We start from the raw sequence: 15,916 nt of genomic DNA, 5'->3' as shown, positions 1-15,916 counted from the left end.
GCACAGTCATGAAACCTTCGTATATCTTTCCCCTGTTGCTCCTGCTCGCTTCCTGCACGAAGACCTGGGTCGACACAAAACCCTACGGCAGTCCTTCCACCGCCAATCTCTGGACGGACTCCACGGATGCCCTCAAAGGCACCGCCGCCCTCTACATCGCCATGAAGAACGAATCCACCTGGGGCCGCGACCTCTTCTGGATGCAGAACGCCGGTGACGACCTCATCGTGGGCCGGCCAAAGCCCGCCGCCGAGAACATCAAGAACTTCGTATGCACCGGTCATGAAGGCTACATCTCCCAGGGCTGGAGCGATCTCTACAGCATGCTCAACATCGCCAACGAAGCCATCGCCGGTCTGAAGAACGCCACGGCCCTCTCGGCCAGCCTCCGCAATCGCTCGCTTGGCGAAGCCTACTTCATGCGCGGGTTCGCCCACTTCTGGATCGCCTATCTCTGGGGCGAAAAGACCCAGGGCGTACCGTATGACAGCGTCGAGAATCCCCTGTATGGCAAACGCATCGCGCCCCAACAGCCCTCGGTGACGGTGAATTATTCCATCATCGCCGCCGATCTGCAACGCGCCGCCGATCTCCTGCCCCTTTTCGAGACCTATGCCCCCGCAGACCAGGGCCGGGCCCACCGCGCCGCCGCACTGGGCTATCTCGTCAAGACCTACGCCTACTGGGCCCAGTATGATGCCAGCAAATGGTCGCTGATACCCGACCTGGTAGACCGGATCCACAATGAATGCAACCGGGCGCTGATCACCAACCAGCCCACCCCCGCGCAGAACTACAGGTCCGTCTTCACCATCGCCAACAACTGGAGCTCCGAATACATCTGGTCGGTGACGTCAAGCAATTTGGGTGGATCGGAATTCATGGGTGTCGTCCTGGAGAATACCGGCTGGGGCTTATATAATGGGTGGGGTTACTTCCAACCTACCGAAGAGCTCTATGACGAATACGAGGCGAACGACCCACGCCGCGCCGCCACCATCCTGAATTTCGGCGACACGTTCACCTACTTCGGCCAGAGCCGGCAATATTATTCCACCAACAGCCTCTCGGGTTTTCAGCTGGCGAAATATATGGAACCCTACAGCTATGGCTCCAACGGCGATGCGTCCACGGATGGGATGGTCAACCCCAATGGCGACTACCCCACCACCGCCCTCAACCTGCCCCTCATGCGCTACGCCGAGCTGCTGCTGTTCAAGGCCGAGGCACTCATCCAACTGGGCCGTAATGCCGATGCCGCCGCTCCCCTCAACGAGGTACGCGCCCGTGTCGGTCTCGCGCCAAAGTCCAACCCGACCCTCGCCGATCTCAAGCACGAGCGGCGCTGCGAGCTGGCCGGCGAATGGACCGACCGGTTCATGGATTTGAAAAGGTGGGGTAATTACACGAATATCGATATGCCCCTGCACGGACGCATCCATAGCAACAAGACCGATCCTGCTTCTTCCTATACGATCCAGCAGGTGTGGCCCGCCCGGAACTTTGATCCCAACCGGGATATGGCCTGGCCCTTCGATCCCGATGAGATCTCCCGCAGCAACGGAGCCTACAAACAGACTCCGGGCTGGTAACGGCCCCGGTCCGCAAAAACCTTTTCCGAAGGCCGCTCCCACAAGGGCGGCCTTTATATTTTTCCGATCTCCCCCGCCACCCGCTGCGCGCTCCGCAGACAGGACTCCATTCCCCGGCTCATATTGTCCGCATAGGTCCCCGCAAAATAGATGCGCCCTTCCGGCCGCAATATCTCCGGCCAGAACTTATGCATCTCCCCGATGGCAAAGGGCTCCATCTCGCACACCGGCGCATACTTGTCCTTCGACCAGTCATAGGTCACCGCCTTTACGATAGTATCCTTCTTGCCCGGATACAATTTCCGAAACGCGGCCAGCACCTGCTCCGGCGCAAACCCGCTCGGCCCAAAAGCCTTTAAAACCACCCGCTGCGTATCCACTTTATTCGTTTCCATCCAAATGCTATCGATCATCGGATCTCCAAAGTCCATATTGATACTCGGAATGCCTTCATCGAGCCAAAATTTCGAGGTCGCCTCGAACACATAAAATGGATGCGAGGAATATTTGAGGTGGTTCACCACATATTGCTTGGCCGGCGACAACGCCGGCGTAACGGGAATGGCCGAGAAAACCGGCAGCGTGATACAATTCACCAGCACATCCGCCGGCAGCTGCTGTTCCGTCCCGCCCTTCGGCCGGCAAGTCACCGTTACACCCCTTGCACTATGCCGGATGCCCGTCACCGGGCAATTCAAACGGATCCTTTCCCCCAATTGCTTCGCAAACGCCTTCGGCAACTCCTCATTTCCATCTTTCAGATGAAAGGTCTCCCCTTCCGACAACGGAATACCCCGCGAATACATCAGCGACAGCCGCCAAAGCGCGTACAACGCATTCTCATGTCTTCCGCCCAGAAAACGCAACGCCGCCGGCGAAGCGCCCTCCCGCTTATAAATTTCCGCAATCGCCAATTTATCATACGCATCATACCCGACCCCGAATGGCTGCATCGGATCAGTAAAAGCGCTAACATATTTTTTCAGGAACAACGCCCGAAATTCGTGCATCGGATGTTGCGTCAAAAACTCCACCTCCCGAACGTTGAACCCAAAGCCCTTCAATACCACCGGATCCTTCAATTGTTCCGCCCGGTAGAATTTCCCGTCGATGACCTTCAGTTTGTCTTTATCGTAGTGGTGCTCCGAGCCCTCCGCGTTGGGATAGGGAATAGCCGTCAGCCCAAACTCCTCCACATACCCGAAGAACCGCTCATACCCCGGCTTCGTAATATGGTCCGCGCCATAGTCCGCATAAAGGCCGTCCGACAGTCCCTCCCGCCGCGTATACACATGCCCCCCGGTTCGCCCCGAGGCTTCCAGCACCGTCACGTCATGCCCCGCCTTCATCAGCTCGTAGGCGCAGCACAGTCCCGTGATGCCGGCGCCCGCCACGATCACTTTCTTCGGCGCCCCGGCCTCATCGGCCCCAGTCAAACCCGCCGCCGCAACACCAGCCGCCTCAAGCCCTGGCGCCAGCGCGATCCCCGCGCCAGCCGTCAAGGAATTTTTGATAAATACGCGTCGCTTCATAATACAATATACAAAACAATTCTACCTTTGATCTCCGCCTTGCAAATCCGCCGGATGCACCTGTCCCGAACGCCAAACTATTTCTTAGCAACACTCTTCTCTTCATTTCCTGGTATACGACTCAAAATCGTTCGATCGATATAGAACGTCCCGAACGGCACGACACAAGCCACCAGCACCCTCCAGGTCGTCTCCCGGAAGGTCCACCCCTGCTCCACCCCGACGCGAAGCGTATTCAGGACAAAGAGGAGAAACAACATCCCGTGAATGGGACCCAATGCCCGCACCAGCGTAGGATCGTGGCGCCAATATTTCATCGGCACCGCCACAAAAACCAGGACAAGTAAAGAAAAGCCTTCGAGCCATCCGAGCAGCCGCAGCCGCCCGACAGCATGGGTAAGCAACTTTGACATAGTTAAAAATTTCGAAAGTAAGGCCGCTGCGCCAGCGGAGAGAAGGGCCACGGCACAAGCAGCAAGATGATGACAAGCCCGGCGAGGAACCAACGAAACGCCGTCGCAAATCGATCGGCATCGTGCGCGCGCCTTTTAGCCATCGCGCTGCCGATCGTGATCACCGTCACGGCAAGGGTCATCCCCGCCATATGAATAAGGCGAAACCGGTCGGCCACCGGGTTTCGGACAAACAACGTCACGCCAAGCACTAATTGCACATGCGTCACCGTCGCCGTCCAATGCCGGATCGCGTTATCAAGAGGAGAAAAAGGGACGCCGCCACGCCGGCCGCGAGCCATCCTCGCGATCGCACCCGTCAGCGTCAGCAGTACCACCCAACGCCAGGTCGAATGAAGAAACAGGAAGATCATGGCGCAAAGTTCCGGCCGCCCCGATCGTCCCGTTAGGACGTTTCACGCCCCCTCTAGCACTTTTCAATCATTTTAAAAAACCTTCCAAAAACGCCCCCCACCCCCGCCGCCTACCCCAGCCAATGTCACTCCCCCCGCATCATCTTCCGGTATTCCGCCGGCGACATTCCCTCGTACTTTCTGAACAGCCGGCTGAAATAGGACGCATCCCCGATCCCCGCCGCCGAGGCGACCGCTCCCACCGGATCAAGGGTCTGGGCCAGCAAAACCTTGGCGTCTAAAAGAATAGCCTCGTCGATCCATCGGGTCGGCGACTTGGAGGTGGTCTCTTTTACCACCTTGTTGAGATGATTGGGCGTGACATGCAGCAGCGCGGCATAATCGGTCACCCGCTGTTTGTCGACATGATGCTCCTGCAACAGTTTCAGGAAGCGGCTGGTCAATTCGCGGCCCGGCTCGGCCGCCCGGTGAAACAGCGGCCGGTAGGCATTTCCCATCCAGGTAAGCACCGTCATCAGAAAGGTCGGGATCAGCTGGTTCGCAGCATCATAGATATAAAAAGAATGCATATCCCCCAAACTGCCTTCCAGCAGGCTGGCGTCGTGCCGGTCAAACCGGATGCGGGGATTGCTGTACACGTCCAGGAATTCAAATTTGTCCAGCAGGTGCTGGCAACCCAGGGCCGCCCCCAGCCACTGCTCGTTGAAGTGAAACAGATAACCTTTATTGAACTTGTCCGGCGTATGTTCGTCGAAGGAAAACACCTGCCCCGCGGCCACCACCAGCATCTCCTCTTCCTGGATCGTGTAGCGCTCGCCGCCGATCCGCATGTGCGCTTCCCCCTCACACAAATAGATGATCGTATGATTCGTCGCCCGCGACGGCGGCACCGGCTGGCCCACATGCCGATGCATCTCCTCGACGCGCACGATAAAGAAATCCCCGAACCGTCCCTTCAACATCTGACGCACCTCTTCGGCCGGCATGAACTTCCGGGTAAACGTCGCCGTATCGTATAGTGGAATCTTAGAACCCATATTTAAACCCTTTATCCGGATGCGCCGGCACCCGCACCGGCGGCACCGGCTCCGCCGCAATCTGCTTCTTCAAATACTCTACCGCCGCCTCCAGCTGCGCGTCGCGACCCCGGTACGTCGCAAACGGCAGATTATCCACCGCAATGTCGGGGTCAACACCATGCCCCTCGATCAACCACTTCTCCTCCGGCCCAAAGACACCCAGCTCCGCCGCCGAAGCAATCCCATTATCCACCAACCGGTTGTCCATCGACAACCAGATCTCCCCGCCCCAGGTCCGCATCCCGATGACCTTGCCAAGCCCCAGCCGGCGGAAGCCCTCGGTGATCGCCTCGCCGTCGGAGGCCGTCACCTGGTCACAAAGAATGACCATATGTCCGCGGAACGCATACGGCATATTCCAGAAGGGACCGCCCGAGCGCCCCTGCCAGTACATCCACGCCTTGCGGACCAGCTTCTCCAACACCCAGCTATCGATATTGCCGCCGAAGTTATGGCGCACGTCGATGATCAGCCCCTTGCGATTGAACACGGGGTAGAACTGCTTCACGAACGCATCCATATCACTCCCGCCCATCGCCCGCAGGTGCACATAGCCGATATCGTCATGGCTCATGCTGTCCGTCCGCTCGCGGCGCTCCAGCTCCCACTCGCCATAACGCAGGTTATAGTCTTCGCCGCTGCTGAAAGGCTTCACCACCTCGGCATAGGCCTTGCCTGTCTTGTCGACCAGGTCCAGTTTCACCGGCACGCCGACCTTATTGGCCAGCAACACCGAGATATCGGCCACCTGGTTCAACGGGACGTTGTTCACCGCCGTGATGATATCGCCCTCATGGATATGCAGCTCGGGCCGCCGCAGCGGCGAGCAGACATCGGGATAATCCGGATCGCCGCGATAAATATGATCGATCACCGCACCGCGGGCGTCGCGCCCGAGGACGGCCCCCAGGAATCCCACGGGGATCTGGTCCGGCGACACCCGCTTGTCACCGCCGAAGACAAAGGTATGCAGCGCCGACAGCTCGCCCACCATCTGCGAAAGTAGATCATCCAGCTCGTACCGGTCGGTCAGCCGGCTCACCAGCGGCTCATAGCGCTGCCGCGTCGCCACCCAATCCACTTTATGGAGGTCCCGGTCATAGAAATAATCCCGCATCATCCGCCAGGCATCGGCAAACATCTCCTTCCAGTCCTCCGCCGGGTCCACCTGGAAACTCCAGTTATCCAAGGTCAGCTTGTCCTTGTCGACATCGACTTTCTTGCCGTCGGCATCATCGACGGTCAGCGTCCTGTTGCGATATCCGACCATCAGCTTCTTTCGGTTGCCCGACAGACCGAACCAATTCACACCGGCAGCGATCTCCACCGGTTCGTATTTCTTGCTTTCCTTTGCCTTCAGCGCCATCAGCTTCGCGCCGTCTCGATTCCCGGCCGGTCCATAATCAAGCCAGTACAACCAGCCGTCCGCCGCGGCCTGCAAGCTCCCCAGGTTGCCGCTCTTCACCGGCAGCTGGTATAATAAAGCCTGCAATTGATCCCAGTCATAGGTCCGCGCCGCAGGCGTTGTCTTTTTCTTTGCTGCTGCGGGATTAAAAGCCGAATCCGTCAACCAGGTATCCGTCGACAAGAAAGGAAACCGCAGCGAAGGCTCCAACGGCATCGCATAGAAATTATCGGTCTCCGTATAAAAAGGCTCCGGCTGCCGCGGTCCCCAGGGCGATTGCACCCGCGTATGCAGGTTCCGGTCCGAAACAAAATACAGCCAGTTGCTGTCGGCAGACCAGGCCGGGTCGCCGCTGTTCAGCCGCGTCGTCGTCACCGGCGTCATCTTCATCCCACGGGTGTCTACGATGCAGATCTGCGAATTCCGGTTCTCGAGCCCCCGGTTGAAATGCAGAAAACGGCTGTCGGGACTCCAACCCATTCCTCCAACGCCGTCATAAGCCTCACTGTATTCATAGCGCACCGCGCCGCCGGCCACCTCGACGATACGCAACACATCGTTCTGATCGTCATACGCAATATATTTCCCATCCGGCGACACTACAAAGTGGCGGATCATCGTCTTCGTCCCCTTCGTCAGCTGCTTCTCTCCTTCACTGCCATCGGCCGTCACCGTCCAGATCTCATATTCTCCACTCTCATCCGAAAGCAGGGCAAGGGTGTGATCGTTGACAAACTGCACTGCCTTATACCGGATGCCGCTCCGCCGGTTGATCTCCACCCACCGGTCGCTCTTCGCCGGCGAAACAAAGACCCTGCCCCGGCTGATCAGCGCCACATAGTTACCGTTTGGCGAAAGTGCACTAAAGGTTACCGAGGCAGCCGGGCTCTTTATCCAGCACGGCTTGCGTTGATCGAAATCCGAAACCAGCCGGATATCCAGCATCTTCTCCGTTTCCGCAGCCGCATCAAAAAGCCAGATATCCGCCCCCTTCTGATACACTACCGACCCCGCGTACATCGACGCCGATCGCAAGTCCCAGCCCTTCGAAAAGGTATGTTGTTTCAACCCCTTCCCGCCGGTATCCATCGACCAGAGATTCATCGTTCCGTCCCGGTCGGACAGAAAATAGATGCGGCCGCCGTACAACATCGGCCGGGTGCTCGTTCCATCAAAATCGCAGGTAAGACAGGTGGCTTCGTTCCTGCCATCGAACTTCCAGATCTGTTCGATATTGCCGCCTTTATAGCGCTTCGTCTGGCTCCCCTGGAAAGGCCAGCGGGTGAAATACAGGACACCCGACTTATCATAACAACCATCGGAACCCGTCGCCAGGGGAATCGGCTGACGGGAAAGGGTGGACGCATCCAGCCGGACCAGCTGGGTCGACGGAAGCTTATCGTAGGTAGAGGTCCGGTAAACCACCTTCCCATCATTGGTGAAACAGGTGGCCTTCATCGACCCGTCGAAATCATAGGTCAGCCGCTTCGGCACGCCGCCTTCCATCGGCATGCAATACAGTTCCGGTACGCCCTCATATTCGCCCGTGAAATACAGCGTCTTGCCATCCGGCGAGATCAGCGGCAGCGTCTCGAGCCCTTCATGCGTCGTCAGCCGCGACGCCAGCCCCGAGCCCAGGTCATACTTCCAGAGGTCACCCTCCGCAGTAAAGACGACAGTATTCTTGTAAATGGCAGGAGTGCGGTAGTAGCCCTTTTGCTGGGCGCTGGCGCCCGCACATAACAGGACGAGTAGCAGTGCGGCGAGAGTTTTGGCTGGCATAACGGCGTCGATTTAGGGCCGGAATTTAGGACAAATCCAGCAGACCCGTCCACCGCCTATCCATCCGGGTTAATCCAGCACGACATCCTTTATTTTCAGGACCCCGTTGATCTCCTTCACCGCCAGGTGAACGACGATCCGATCCGGGGTCTCGCTAAAAGAAACGGCATACAGATCCTTATTCGGAACCCTCTTCACTTCCAGGCTCCTGATCCATTCCAGCTCGACATCCTGCGCCTTCAAAAAAGGATCATAGTCCAGCGAGCCCGACCACTTCTTGTCATCCAGCCGGGCAAGCAGCTTCGCGTCGCAATTGGCCTTCAACAACGGCTGCAGCTTCCGCTCATCCGTCGGGTATTTATTCAGTGTCCGGATATATTTAGTGTAGAACCCCCTTAACATCGCAAACACTTCTTCGTCCGAAGGCCGGGCCCTCACAAAATCAAACTTCGCATCGAATCCTTCCTGCACCAGCTTCCACTTGCCATGCACCAACTCTTCGCTGCTCACCGGCTTCAGCCGCCCGGCCCGTACCACGAGCTTGTACCGCCGCTCCACGGAACGGATCGTCAGCGTGTCCCCGACCTGCTGATACGTACCGGCCGACTCCTTCCCCAGCTCGCAGGAATAAGTCATCACTTTATGACCCGGCCTGAACCGCAGCCGGTCGGTGCATTTCTGGCCCGTCTTGTTTTCCCACCGGGTATTGGCCAGTTCGACCGCGGTGCGCGCCGGCGGTCCTGCCGGTTTGGCGGCGAAAAGCTGAACGGAGAGATTCATTAAAAGTATAATTCCGGTCATATGGTTTTTGGTCATCAAACGCCATTCCGGCGCTCAAATTGTCCCACGCGTTCCCTGCCGGCGCCATCGCCCTCCTCATCGCCCTGGCGACCGTGAGCCTGCAGACGATAAAAGCGGCGCTGTCCAACCCGACGAAGGCATTGCGCGGGGATTGAACCCTGCACCTCTAAATTCGTATCTTCGGTTATGGCCAAAAAACATTTCCTCCCCCTCCTCCTCACCCTGACCCTCCTCGGCCCCGCCGCAACCCGGGCCCAGAAACCCATCCCCGTCATCTTCGACACCGATATCGGCCCCGACTATGACGACGTCGGCGCCATCACAATGCTCCACGCCTTCGCCGACAGCGGCAAATGCCAGATCCTCGCGACCATGGCCGGCAACCGCTATGAAGGCGTCGCAGCCGTCCTCAACGTGTTCAACACTTACTTCCACCGCCCGGAGATCCCCATCGGCGTGCCCGGCGGCAACGCCCCCGACATCCGCGATCAGCAACACTGGACCGATAGCATCATCGCCAACTATCCGCATACCATCCAAACCAACAGCGACGCCAGCTACGCCATCCCCCTGTACCGGAAGATCCTGGCCCGGCAGCCCGACCACAGCGTCGTCATCATCACGGTGGGATTCCAGACCAATCTGGCGGACCTGCTCAAGACCAACCCCGACGAGAATTCCCCGCTCGATGGCCAACAGCTCGCAAAGAAAAAGGTGAAATTATTGGTTTGTATGGCCGGCGGCTTTCCCCGCGGCAAGGAATTCAATATCCAGCGCGACGTCTCCGCAGCGCTGGCCGTTTCCAAAAATTGGCCCACGCCTATTATTTATAGTGGATTCGAGATCGGCAGGAAAATAAAGACCGGCCTGCCCCTCGTCAACAACAACTCCATCCGGCACAGCCCCACAAAGGACGCCTTCCGTATCAGCATGCGCCAGGCCGCCGAGGACGCGCAGGGCAGGATGAGCTGGGACGAAACGGCCGTCCTCGTCGCCATCAACGGCTACTCCCCCTGGTATAGCCTCCGGCGCGGACATATCGTCATCGACACCTACGGCTCCAACACCTGGGTCGACGCCGTCGACGACAAACAAAAACAATCCTATCTCGTGGAGGCCCTTCCCGCCACGACCGTCCAATCCGTCATCAACAAGCTGATCCAGCACCAGCCGAAATAGCTTCCCTAGTACCGGCAACCCGCTACAAGGAAAACAGCAGGATCATCTGCCCATGTGACAGACGTCATCGATCATTCCCCCGGGAGTAGCGAACTTCAGTCGCATTCCTATTCTATTATCCTTAATAACCTTCCTATGCGCCGGACAAAATTGCTCCTGGGGGTATTGTTGCTATTCCTTCATCCATTCGTATCCGCACAGGCAGTGATCACCTTATTGCAGCCTGCGCCATTCCAGACGGTGGGCGACTCAGTCATGATCCGCGTCTCGGTTCGTTCAGATTATTTGACAAATTCCGTTACCGGAGTCATTGCGGACCCCGGCAACAGGGCCATTTACCTGGAAACGGCATTGGTGTACGACGCCGGATCGGCCAGCTGGTCCGGTTCCTTCAACCTGAAAGGAATACCGGATGACACCCTGACCCTGCTTGTGAACACTCGCGACGCACAGCATTTTCTCCGCGATCAGATACAGACCCGTATCGTCCACGATTCCGTCCTAAAGACCACGCCGGCGCAAGCGCCACAGCTGGTCATCTCCTCACCACTTCCCTGGTCAACGGCAAGGCCGGTCGTTCGTCTTACCGCGAAAGCCAATGCAATGACGGATAGCTGTCAATTGATCCTTAGGGCAACCGCCCAGTCCACCGTCGTCATGGGCGCCTTTCTGGACTCCATTCAGACCGATCTGGACCTTTCTTCCTTTGAAGGCTCGGAAGTGCTCCTGACAGTGCAGGCGATCGATAAAGATCATCAGACGACAACCAGCCCGCCCATGCCTGTCTTTGTCGAGAGCAGCCCAAACTTGCAGGAATACTTCGTAGCCCCGCGGCGGATCGTCAATTTCAATTTCAATCGACTGTTGATAGTGGATGACAGCGCGGTGTCCAATCCACGGATCATCGATCTGGCAGACAGCAGTATCGTTCCAATCCCTTATCCGGGATATGTGGATACCGGGTATATCACTTCCCAGGGGGCTGTCTTCAGCGCGATCCCGGGGAATGGCCTCACTCCGGATTCGCTGTTCGATCTCAACTACGGAGTCCTTTATCCGCTTGGACCCGTCGACCGGGGGACCGCCAAGGTCGCCGGCAACAATCTGATTTGGGTAAAGCCTCCCAGCGACGGTAATTCATCAACGGATAGCCTGTTCCTTCGAGACCTCGCTACCCGGTCGATCACCTACATTGCCCGGAACGTGCTCGCCGGAAGCCGAAGCAGTATTGACGTCGCGGCAAACGGCACCGTCGTGTATGCAGATTCCACTCAAAACATCATAAAATACTTCAACGGCACGTACACTGCGGTGACCAACATAACCAGGGTCCCGACCCAGAGCGCCGGCAATCCGTTGACGGACGGTAATACCATCATTTATCTGTTCAGGAACGAAACGATCAACCAGGCGATGCTGGTTGGACCAACGGGAAATGCGACCCTGACGGGAGGACTGAGGGGTTCTGTGCCGGGCCCCTATTCGGACTACCAGTTGAACAATAACTATTTCGCCTATATAGACATCCCTATCGCAGGCATTCCGCCCGATTCTCCCTTGCACCGGGAAGTTGTGCTGATGGATCCGGCCCTGGTTCCCGTACCTGTTATGAGAGATGCGTTTTCAAACCGTGATGGGCTTGATCTGTTGGGTCCCAATGGGCAACTGATGTTCTTTCATGCCGTGGGGTTCGATCCGCCGGTCAGAGAATGGACTTTTATGAGGGGGCCGGTGAAGCAGATCGCATCGTCGTTGGGCAAAACCTATTATTACGACTCCGGCTGGTATGTCGCCATCGGCAGGACCCTGTTCCGGGTCGATCTCAACGCCCCGCCCGACCGGATAAAAAATTCCACGCTGCTGATCCCGAAGGATTCCACGCATACGCTGACAGCGGCCGACTTCACCGCCAACTTCTCCGGTCCGGGTCAGCTGATCCGCGTAAAGATAACCGGTCTGCCCGCCAATGGGATATTGAAAAAGGCCGGCATCCCCGTCAATACCAACGACGAGATTATCCGCGCCGATCTCGGCTTGCTGACCTATACACCCGAAAACGCCCTTGTCACCAACGATACACTGCAATGGAACGCCTCCGACGGCATTACCTACACCGCCGCCGACGCCCAACTCAGCCTGCGGATGATCGGCAAACCCATCCGGCCGCAGCCGGCAGGATTGAAGGACGCCTATTGCACAAATGCCTCCGCGCCCACCGTCACCATCATCAACTACCCGGGAAATGCCGATGGAACGACCATACAGGTATTGCTGGACAACAGCCCGATCGGCTCGCCAGGAATGGACACGGTCTATTCTTTCGATCCGGCCAGCCTCAGTCCCGGCGACCATACGCTGATCGTCATATTCGTTAATGTCGCGGGTTCCAGCAGCGACACGGTCGGTTTCCGCGTGCTGCAGCCCGTTACCCCGGTCGTGAGCCTGTCCGCGAACCTGGCCACGGTCAACGATCCGGCGGTGGCCCTGACCCTGACGGCAACCAATACCGGCGGCGGCGGTACCGCACCCTTATACACCTTTGCAAGGGACAGGGCGTTTAGCAATGTTTTGCAAAAGGAAAGCAGCGAGAATACCTACGTTCCCGATCCGCGCACGCTGTCTTTTGGCGATAACAGGTTCTATGCCCGGATGCGGACAAGCGATAGTTGTTACACGATAGAAACGGGTGTGGACAGCATCGATATCCGGAGAGAAGCCGCCGTGGGTCTCACCGATGCCGACGACCCCGGCCACATCATCGGCGTCGCCCCGAATCCATTTACAGGTCAATTCGCAGTGGAGGGATTGAGCAATAAGAAACGCTACTCGCTCACCTTGTATCGGGGGAGCGGCGACGTCCTGATCACGGTACCAGTGATCAACCGGTCGTTCATCACCCTGCAATTGCCGCAGGAGGCGCCCGGCATCTATTTCCTCAAGGTCTATGATGCCACCAGGGGAAAGCTACTGGGAACCATCAGGTTGCTGAAAGAATGAGACTATGCGTTAGCCGGCTTGTGCATCAACTTCTGCAACAACCCCGGCAGGGCGCCTGCAATCGCCCCTGTCGCGGCGGGCGATAACCCGAACTTTGCAGCGAGGCTGCTCACCAGCCCGCCTTCCACGGCGCCGGCAAGGGGATTGTTGCTGCCGATGGCAGACTCCAGTTGCCCAAGCAAGCCACCCAGCATCCCTTCCGCACCCGCGGGTGGGTTGGCTGCATTGGCCACATGATTGGCAATCTCATTGTGTATCGCCTCCTGCTGCTCAGCGGGGATGTGTTGAGCGATCTCAGGATTCTCAGCCAGGTGCTGCTTCACGGTGTTTAAGATCTCTTCAAACATATGTAGTGATTTTAGAATACTAAAGCTAACCTTTTTCCCACCGGGATAATCATTATTTTAGCCTTATGGTTGTCCGATTTCTTCGCCGGCACAAATACGCGATCCTCTATGGGACCGGGTTGGCCGTGCTGCTGTTCCTGCTGAAATGGCTGGAATGGCGGTTCATCATCTTCGACCACGCCTTTGAAATATACAGCGGACTCATCGCCGTGTTATTCACCGGCTTAGGCATCTGGCTGGCGACCAGGCTGGCCCGGCCCAAGGTCGTCACCATCACCCTGCCGCCCATCGAGCCCGCCAAAACCCCCGACCCCGGAGCCATCGCCAAACTCGGCCTCAGCACCCGGGAGCTCGAAGTGCTCCAACTCATGGCCGAAGGCCTCAGCAACCAGGAGATCGCCGCCCGGCTCTTCCTTTCCCTCAACACAATAAAGACCCATTCCTCCCGTATCTTCGAAAAACTCGACGTCCGCCGCCGCACCCAGGCCGTCGAAATGGCCCGCCGCCTAAAGCTCATCGCCGACCCAGCCGCTCACCCAAAAGCATGAAAATTCCCACTAAGCCTCAAAATCACCCGAAAGTATGACCCCAATCCGCCACTCAAACCCCATTTTTGAGGAACAAAACAACCAGTCATGAAAAAAACGATCCTGGTCTTCGGCGGCATCGCCAGTCTCATCCTCTGCCTCTTCATCATCTCCCTCAGCCTGTTCCACACCGGCAACGCCATCTGGGGCTACAGCTCCATGATCATCGCTTTCTCCTTTATCTACGCAGGCATCCGAAGCTACCGCGACAAATACAACAACGGCCTCATCAGCTTCGGTAAAGCCTTCCGGATCGGCCTCGGCATCACCCTCATCGGGTCCACCGCCTATGTCCTCATCTGGTGCATCGACTACTACTTCTTTATCCCCGACTTCATGGAAAAATATGCCGCCAGCCTCGCGAAAGAGGCCCGCGCCAGCCTCTCCGGCGCCGCACTGGAAAAAAAGCTGGCCGGTATAAAACAAATGAGCGATCTCTATAAGAACCCCGTCATGGTGGTCCTCTTCACCTACGCCGAGGTCCTGCCCGTCGGCATCGGCATCTCCCTGTTGGCGTCGTTGATCCTCAAACGAAAAACCCCGAAACCCAATTGGCAACCCGCGGCCTGAATGGCATAGACCTGAATAGCCTATATTTGACCACCACAACCAAAAATACAAGCATGAAACGCGTAATCGGCATCGGCGGCATCTTCTTCAAATGCAAAGACCCGGAAAAGACAAGGGAATGGTACAAGACCCATCTCGGCTTCGACATGGAATCCTTCGGCTCCATGTTCTCCTACCAACAAAGCGCGGATGCGGCAAAGGACGGCTATACCCTCTGGAGCCCCTTCGCCGAAAAGACCAAATACTTCGAGCCCTCGACCAGTGGCTTCATGATCAACTACCGCGTCGAAAATTTGGAAGCCCTCCTCGAAGAGCTGGTAAAAGAGGGCGTCACGGTAGTGGATAAGATCGAAGCCTCCGAATACGGAAAATTCGTGCATATCCTCGACCTCGACGGCAACAAGATCGAACTCTGGGAGGCCTAGCGGGACAGGGCAGGTGCGCAAGCTGCTGGCCTTCTCCTATCCTGTCATGGTCTTCCTCGAGCTCTCTCTAATCAGCCGCTCCAGTTTTCCTGCTGAGCTATTACTGCCTCCTCTTTAAGGAAAACCAATTACTGCCCATGCCGATCATGCCGGAGCAGGACGAAATGTTCTGCCATTATGATGTACACAGCATTTTAGCATAAGGCGGAAGCCCATTGGAAACTATCTTTCCCGAAGTATAGCCATTTATCAGGACTCGCATGTGAACTCTTCGAATCCATGTAAGCATGTGGAATAAACCCGCACATTTTTCTTACATCTTGTTACAATGTGAGGAAAACTAAATATATTAGCAACTATGAGGTTTTTCTAGTGAAAAGAATTATTTAACTTTGACAAGATGCCAACCGCAAAGAAAAATATTACTCGCAAGAGAGCAAAGAAGAACCCTCCCACCGTCGTGTTGGTGACCAAGACGTTCCATCCTGTCGAGGACACTCATTTCCCAGAGAAGGTAAAAAAGGTCAGAGAAGTTCTGACCAACGCCGGATTTCGTCCTTTGTGATTTCTAATCTGAAGTTCAAGGTATAGAAATGGGCCCGCCAGGGACAATCACTACCGCGCGTCTGCCGGTAAATAAGGCCTCAACAATTCCATCAGCGAATCGTTCCTATACCAGTTATTGCCTTCGCCAGCGACCCAACCGCCGCCCGTGGTCTTCAGCAGGGCAATGAATGATGACAAATACCCAATTTCGCATCACTGAAGATAATCGTCTCACCGAACCTCGGCGC

At 56.9% G+C, this 15,916-nt stretch carries 14 protein-coding genes; 6 read left to right on the top strand and 8 right to left on the bottom strand.

The annotated features are described in order from the left end of the window. The first annotated feature begins 8 nt into the window (after nucleotides 1–8). A complete protein-coding gene (locus VHE34_RS09110; protein WP_325586955.1) occupies nucleotides 9–1,592 on the top strand; it encodes a RagB/SusD family nutrient uptake outer membrane protein in 1,584 nt (527 codons plus the stop codon). A gap of 53 nt (nucleotides 1,593–1,645) precedes the next feature. On the opposite strand, the gene VHE34_RS09105 is transcribed toward VHE34_RS09110, so the two are convergent. The 6 genes from VHE34_RS09105 to VHE34_RS09080 all read right to left on the bottom strand — a co-directional run bounded on the left by VHE34_RS09105 (nucleotide 1,646) and on the right by VHE34_RS09080 (nucleotide 8,996). Then, nucleotides 1,646–3,124 (bottom strand): flavin monoamine oxidase family protein, encoded by a 1,479-nt coding sequence (locus tag VHE34_RS09105; RefSeq protein ID WP_325586953.1) that lies wholly within the window; start codon nucleotides 3,122–3,124, stop codon nucleotides 1,646–1,648. 77 nt (nucleotides 3,125–3,201) lie between these two features. Further along, complete coding sequence (locus VHE34_RS09100; RefSeq protein WP_325586951.1) at nucleotides 3,202–3,537, bottom strand: DUF3817 domain-containing protein; 336 nt, start codon at nucleotides 3,535–3,537, stop codon at nucleotides 3,202–3,204. A 2-nt stretch (nucleotides 3,538–3,539) separates the two neighbouring features. Next, the gene (locus VHE34_RS09095) at nucleotides 3,540–3,950 is read right to left on the bottom strand and encodes a hypothetical protein (protein ID WP_325586949.1); all 411 of its coding nucleotides are present in this window, start codon (nucleotides 3,948–3,950) and stop codon (nucleotides 3,540–3,542) included. A 125-nt stretch (nucleotides 3,951–4,075) separates the two neighbouring features. After that, nucleotides 4,076–4,987, bottom strand: a complete 912-nt coding sequence (locus VHE34_RS09090; RefSeq protein ID WP_325586947.1) for an AraC family transcriptional regulator — start codon at nucleotides 4,985–4,987, stop codon at nucleotides 4,076–4,078. Next, on the bottom strand, nucleotides 4,977–8,216 hold the full coding sequence (locus VHE34_RS09085; RefSeq protein WP_325586944.1) for a S41 family peptidase: 3,240 nt from the start codon (nucleotides 8,214–8,216) through the stop codon (nucleotides 4,977–4,979). Before VHE34_RS09085 ends, VHE34_RS09090 begins: the two co-directional genes overlap by 11 nt. Nucleotides 8,217–8,285: 69 nt before the next feature. Continuing rightward, the gene (locus tag VHE34_RS09080) at nucleotides 8,286–8,996 is read right to left on the bottom strand and encodes a DUF3828 domain-containing protein (RefSeq protein ID WP_325586942.1); all 711 of its coding nucleotides are present in this window, start codon (nucleotides 8,994–8,996) and stop codon (nucleotides 8,286–8,288) included. A gap of 207 nt (nucleotides 8,997–9,203) precedes the next feature. Between VHE34_RS09080 and VHE34_RS09075 the strand changes: the two genes are divergently transcribed. Both VHE34_RS09075 and VHE34_RS09070 read left to right on the top strand, forming a co-directional pair. Further along, nucleotides 9,204–10,196, top strand: a complete 993-nt coding sequence (locus VHE34_RS09075) for a nucleoside hydrolase (RefSeq protein WP_325586940.1) — start codon at nucleotides 9,204–9,206, stop codon at nucleotides 10,194–10,196. Nucleotides 10,197–10,331: 135 nt separating this feature from the next. Continuing rightward, the gene (locus tag VHE34_RS09070) at nucleotides 10,332–13,193 is read left to right on the top strand and encodes a hypothetical protein (protein ID WP_325586938.1); all 2,862 of its coding nucleotides are present in this window, start codon (nucleotides 10,332–10,334) and stop codon (nucleotides 13,191–13,193) included. Nucleotides 13,194–13,195: 2 nt separating this feature from the next. Here the strand turns inward: VHE34_RS09070 and VHE34_RS09065 are convergent, their stop codons facing one another. Continuing rightward, complete coding sequence (locus tag VHE34_RS09065; protein ID WP_325586936.1) at nucleotides 13,196–13,540, bottom strand: hypothetical protein; 345 nt, start codon at nucleotides 13,538–13,540, stop codon at nucleotides 13,196–13,198. A 65-nt stretch (nucleotides 13,541–13,605) separates the two neighbouring features. Here VHE34_RS09065 and VHE34_RS09060 point away from each other — a divergent pair, with 65 nt between their 5' ends. From VHE34_RS09060 to VHE34_RS09050, 3 genes are all read left to right on the top strand, one after another. Continuing rightward, nucleotides 13,606–14,088, top strand: a complete 483-nt coding sequence (locus tag VHE34_RS09060; RefSeq protein WP_325586934.1) for a response regulator transcription factor — start codon at nucleotides 13,606–13,608, stop codon at nucleotides 14,086–14,088. Nucleotides 14,089–14,175: 87 nt separating this feature from the next. Then, nucleotides 14,176–14,697, top strand: coding sequence for a DUF4199 domain-containing protein (locus VHE34_RS09055; RefSeq protein WP_325586932.1), 522 nt, complete (start codon nucleotides 14,176–14,178; stop codon nucleotides 14,695–14,697). Nucleotides 14,698–14,750: 53 nt separating this feature from the next. After that, a complete protein-coding gene (locus VHE34_RS09050; protein WP_325586930.1) occupies nucleotides 14,751–15,122 on the top strand; it encodes a VOC family protein in 372 nt (123 codons plus the stop codon). A gap of 615 nt (nucleotides 15,123–15,737) precedes the next feature. On the opposite strand, the gene VHE34_RS09045 is transcribed toward VHE34_RS09050, so the two are convergent. After that, on the bottom strand, nucleotides 15,738–15,866 hold the full coding sequence (locus VHE34_RS09045) for a hypothetical protein (protein WP_325586928.1): 129 nt from the start codon (nucleotides 15,864–15,866) through the stop codon (nucleotides 15,738–15,740). Nucleotides 15,867–15,916 lie beyond the last annotated feature (50 nt).

The organism is Puia sp. (assembly GCF_035546395.1).
Classification (GTDB): domain Bacteria; phylum Bacteroidota; class Bacteroidia; order Chitinophagales; family Chitinophagaceae; genus Puia.
This window is presented reverse-complemented; position numbering and strand designations above follow the sequence as displayed.

Coding starts and splice junctions, on each gene's coding strand:
- VHE34_RS09110 (WP_325586955.1), top strand. CDS start 9: ATGAAACCTTCGTATATCTTTCCCCTGTTGCTCCTGCTCGCTTCCTGC.
- VHE34_RS09105 (WP_325586953.1), bottom strand. CDS start 3,124: ATGAAGCGACGCGTATTTATCAAAAATTCCTTGACGGCTGGCGCGGGG.
- VHE34_RS09100 (WP_325586951.1), bottom strand. CDS start 3,537: ATGTCAAAGTTGCTTACCCATGCTGTCGGGCGGCTGCGGCTGCTCGGA.
- VHE34_RS09095 (WP_325586949.1), bottom strand. CDS start 3,950: ATGATCTTCCTGTTTCTTCATTCGACCTGGCGTTGGGTGGTACTGCTG.
- VHE34_RS09090 (WP_325586947.1), bottom strand. CDS start 4,987: ATGGGTTCTAAGATTCCACTATACGATACGGCGACGTTTACCCGGAAG.
- VHE34_RS09085 (WP_325586944.1), bottom strand. CDS start 8,216: ATGCCAGCCAAAACTCTCGCCGCACTGCTACTCGTCCTGTTATGTGCG.
- VHE34_RS09080 (WP_325586942.1), bottom strand. CDS start 8,996: ATGAATCTCTCCGTTCAGCTTTTCGCCGCCAAACCGGCAGGACCGCCG.
- VHE34_RS09075 (WP_325586940.1), top strand. CDS start 9,204: ATGGCCAAAAAACATTTCCTCCCCCTCCTCCTCACCCTGACCCTCCTC.
- VHE34_RS09070 (WP_325586938.1), top strand. CDS start 10,332: ATGCGCCGGACAAAATTGCTCCTGGGGGTATTGTTGCTATTCCTTCAT.
- VHE34_RS09065 (WP_325586936.1), bottom strand. CDS start 13,540: ATGTTTGAAGAGATCTTAAACACCGTGAAGCAGCACCTGGCTGAGAAT.
- VHE34_RS09060 (WP_325586934.1), top strand. CDS start 13,606: ATGGTTGTCCGATTTCTTCGCCGGCACAAATACGCGATCCTCTATGGG.
- VHE34_RS09055 (WP_325586932.1), top strand. CDS start 14,176: ATGAAAAAAACGATCCTGGTCTTCGGCGGCATCGCCAGTCTCATCCTC.
- VHE34_RS09050 (WP_325586930.1), top strand. CDS start 14,751: ATGAAACGCGTAATCGGCATCGGCGGCATCTTCTTCAAATGCAAAGAC.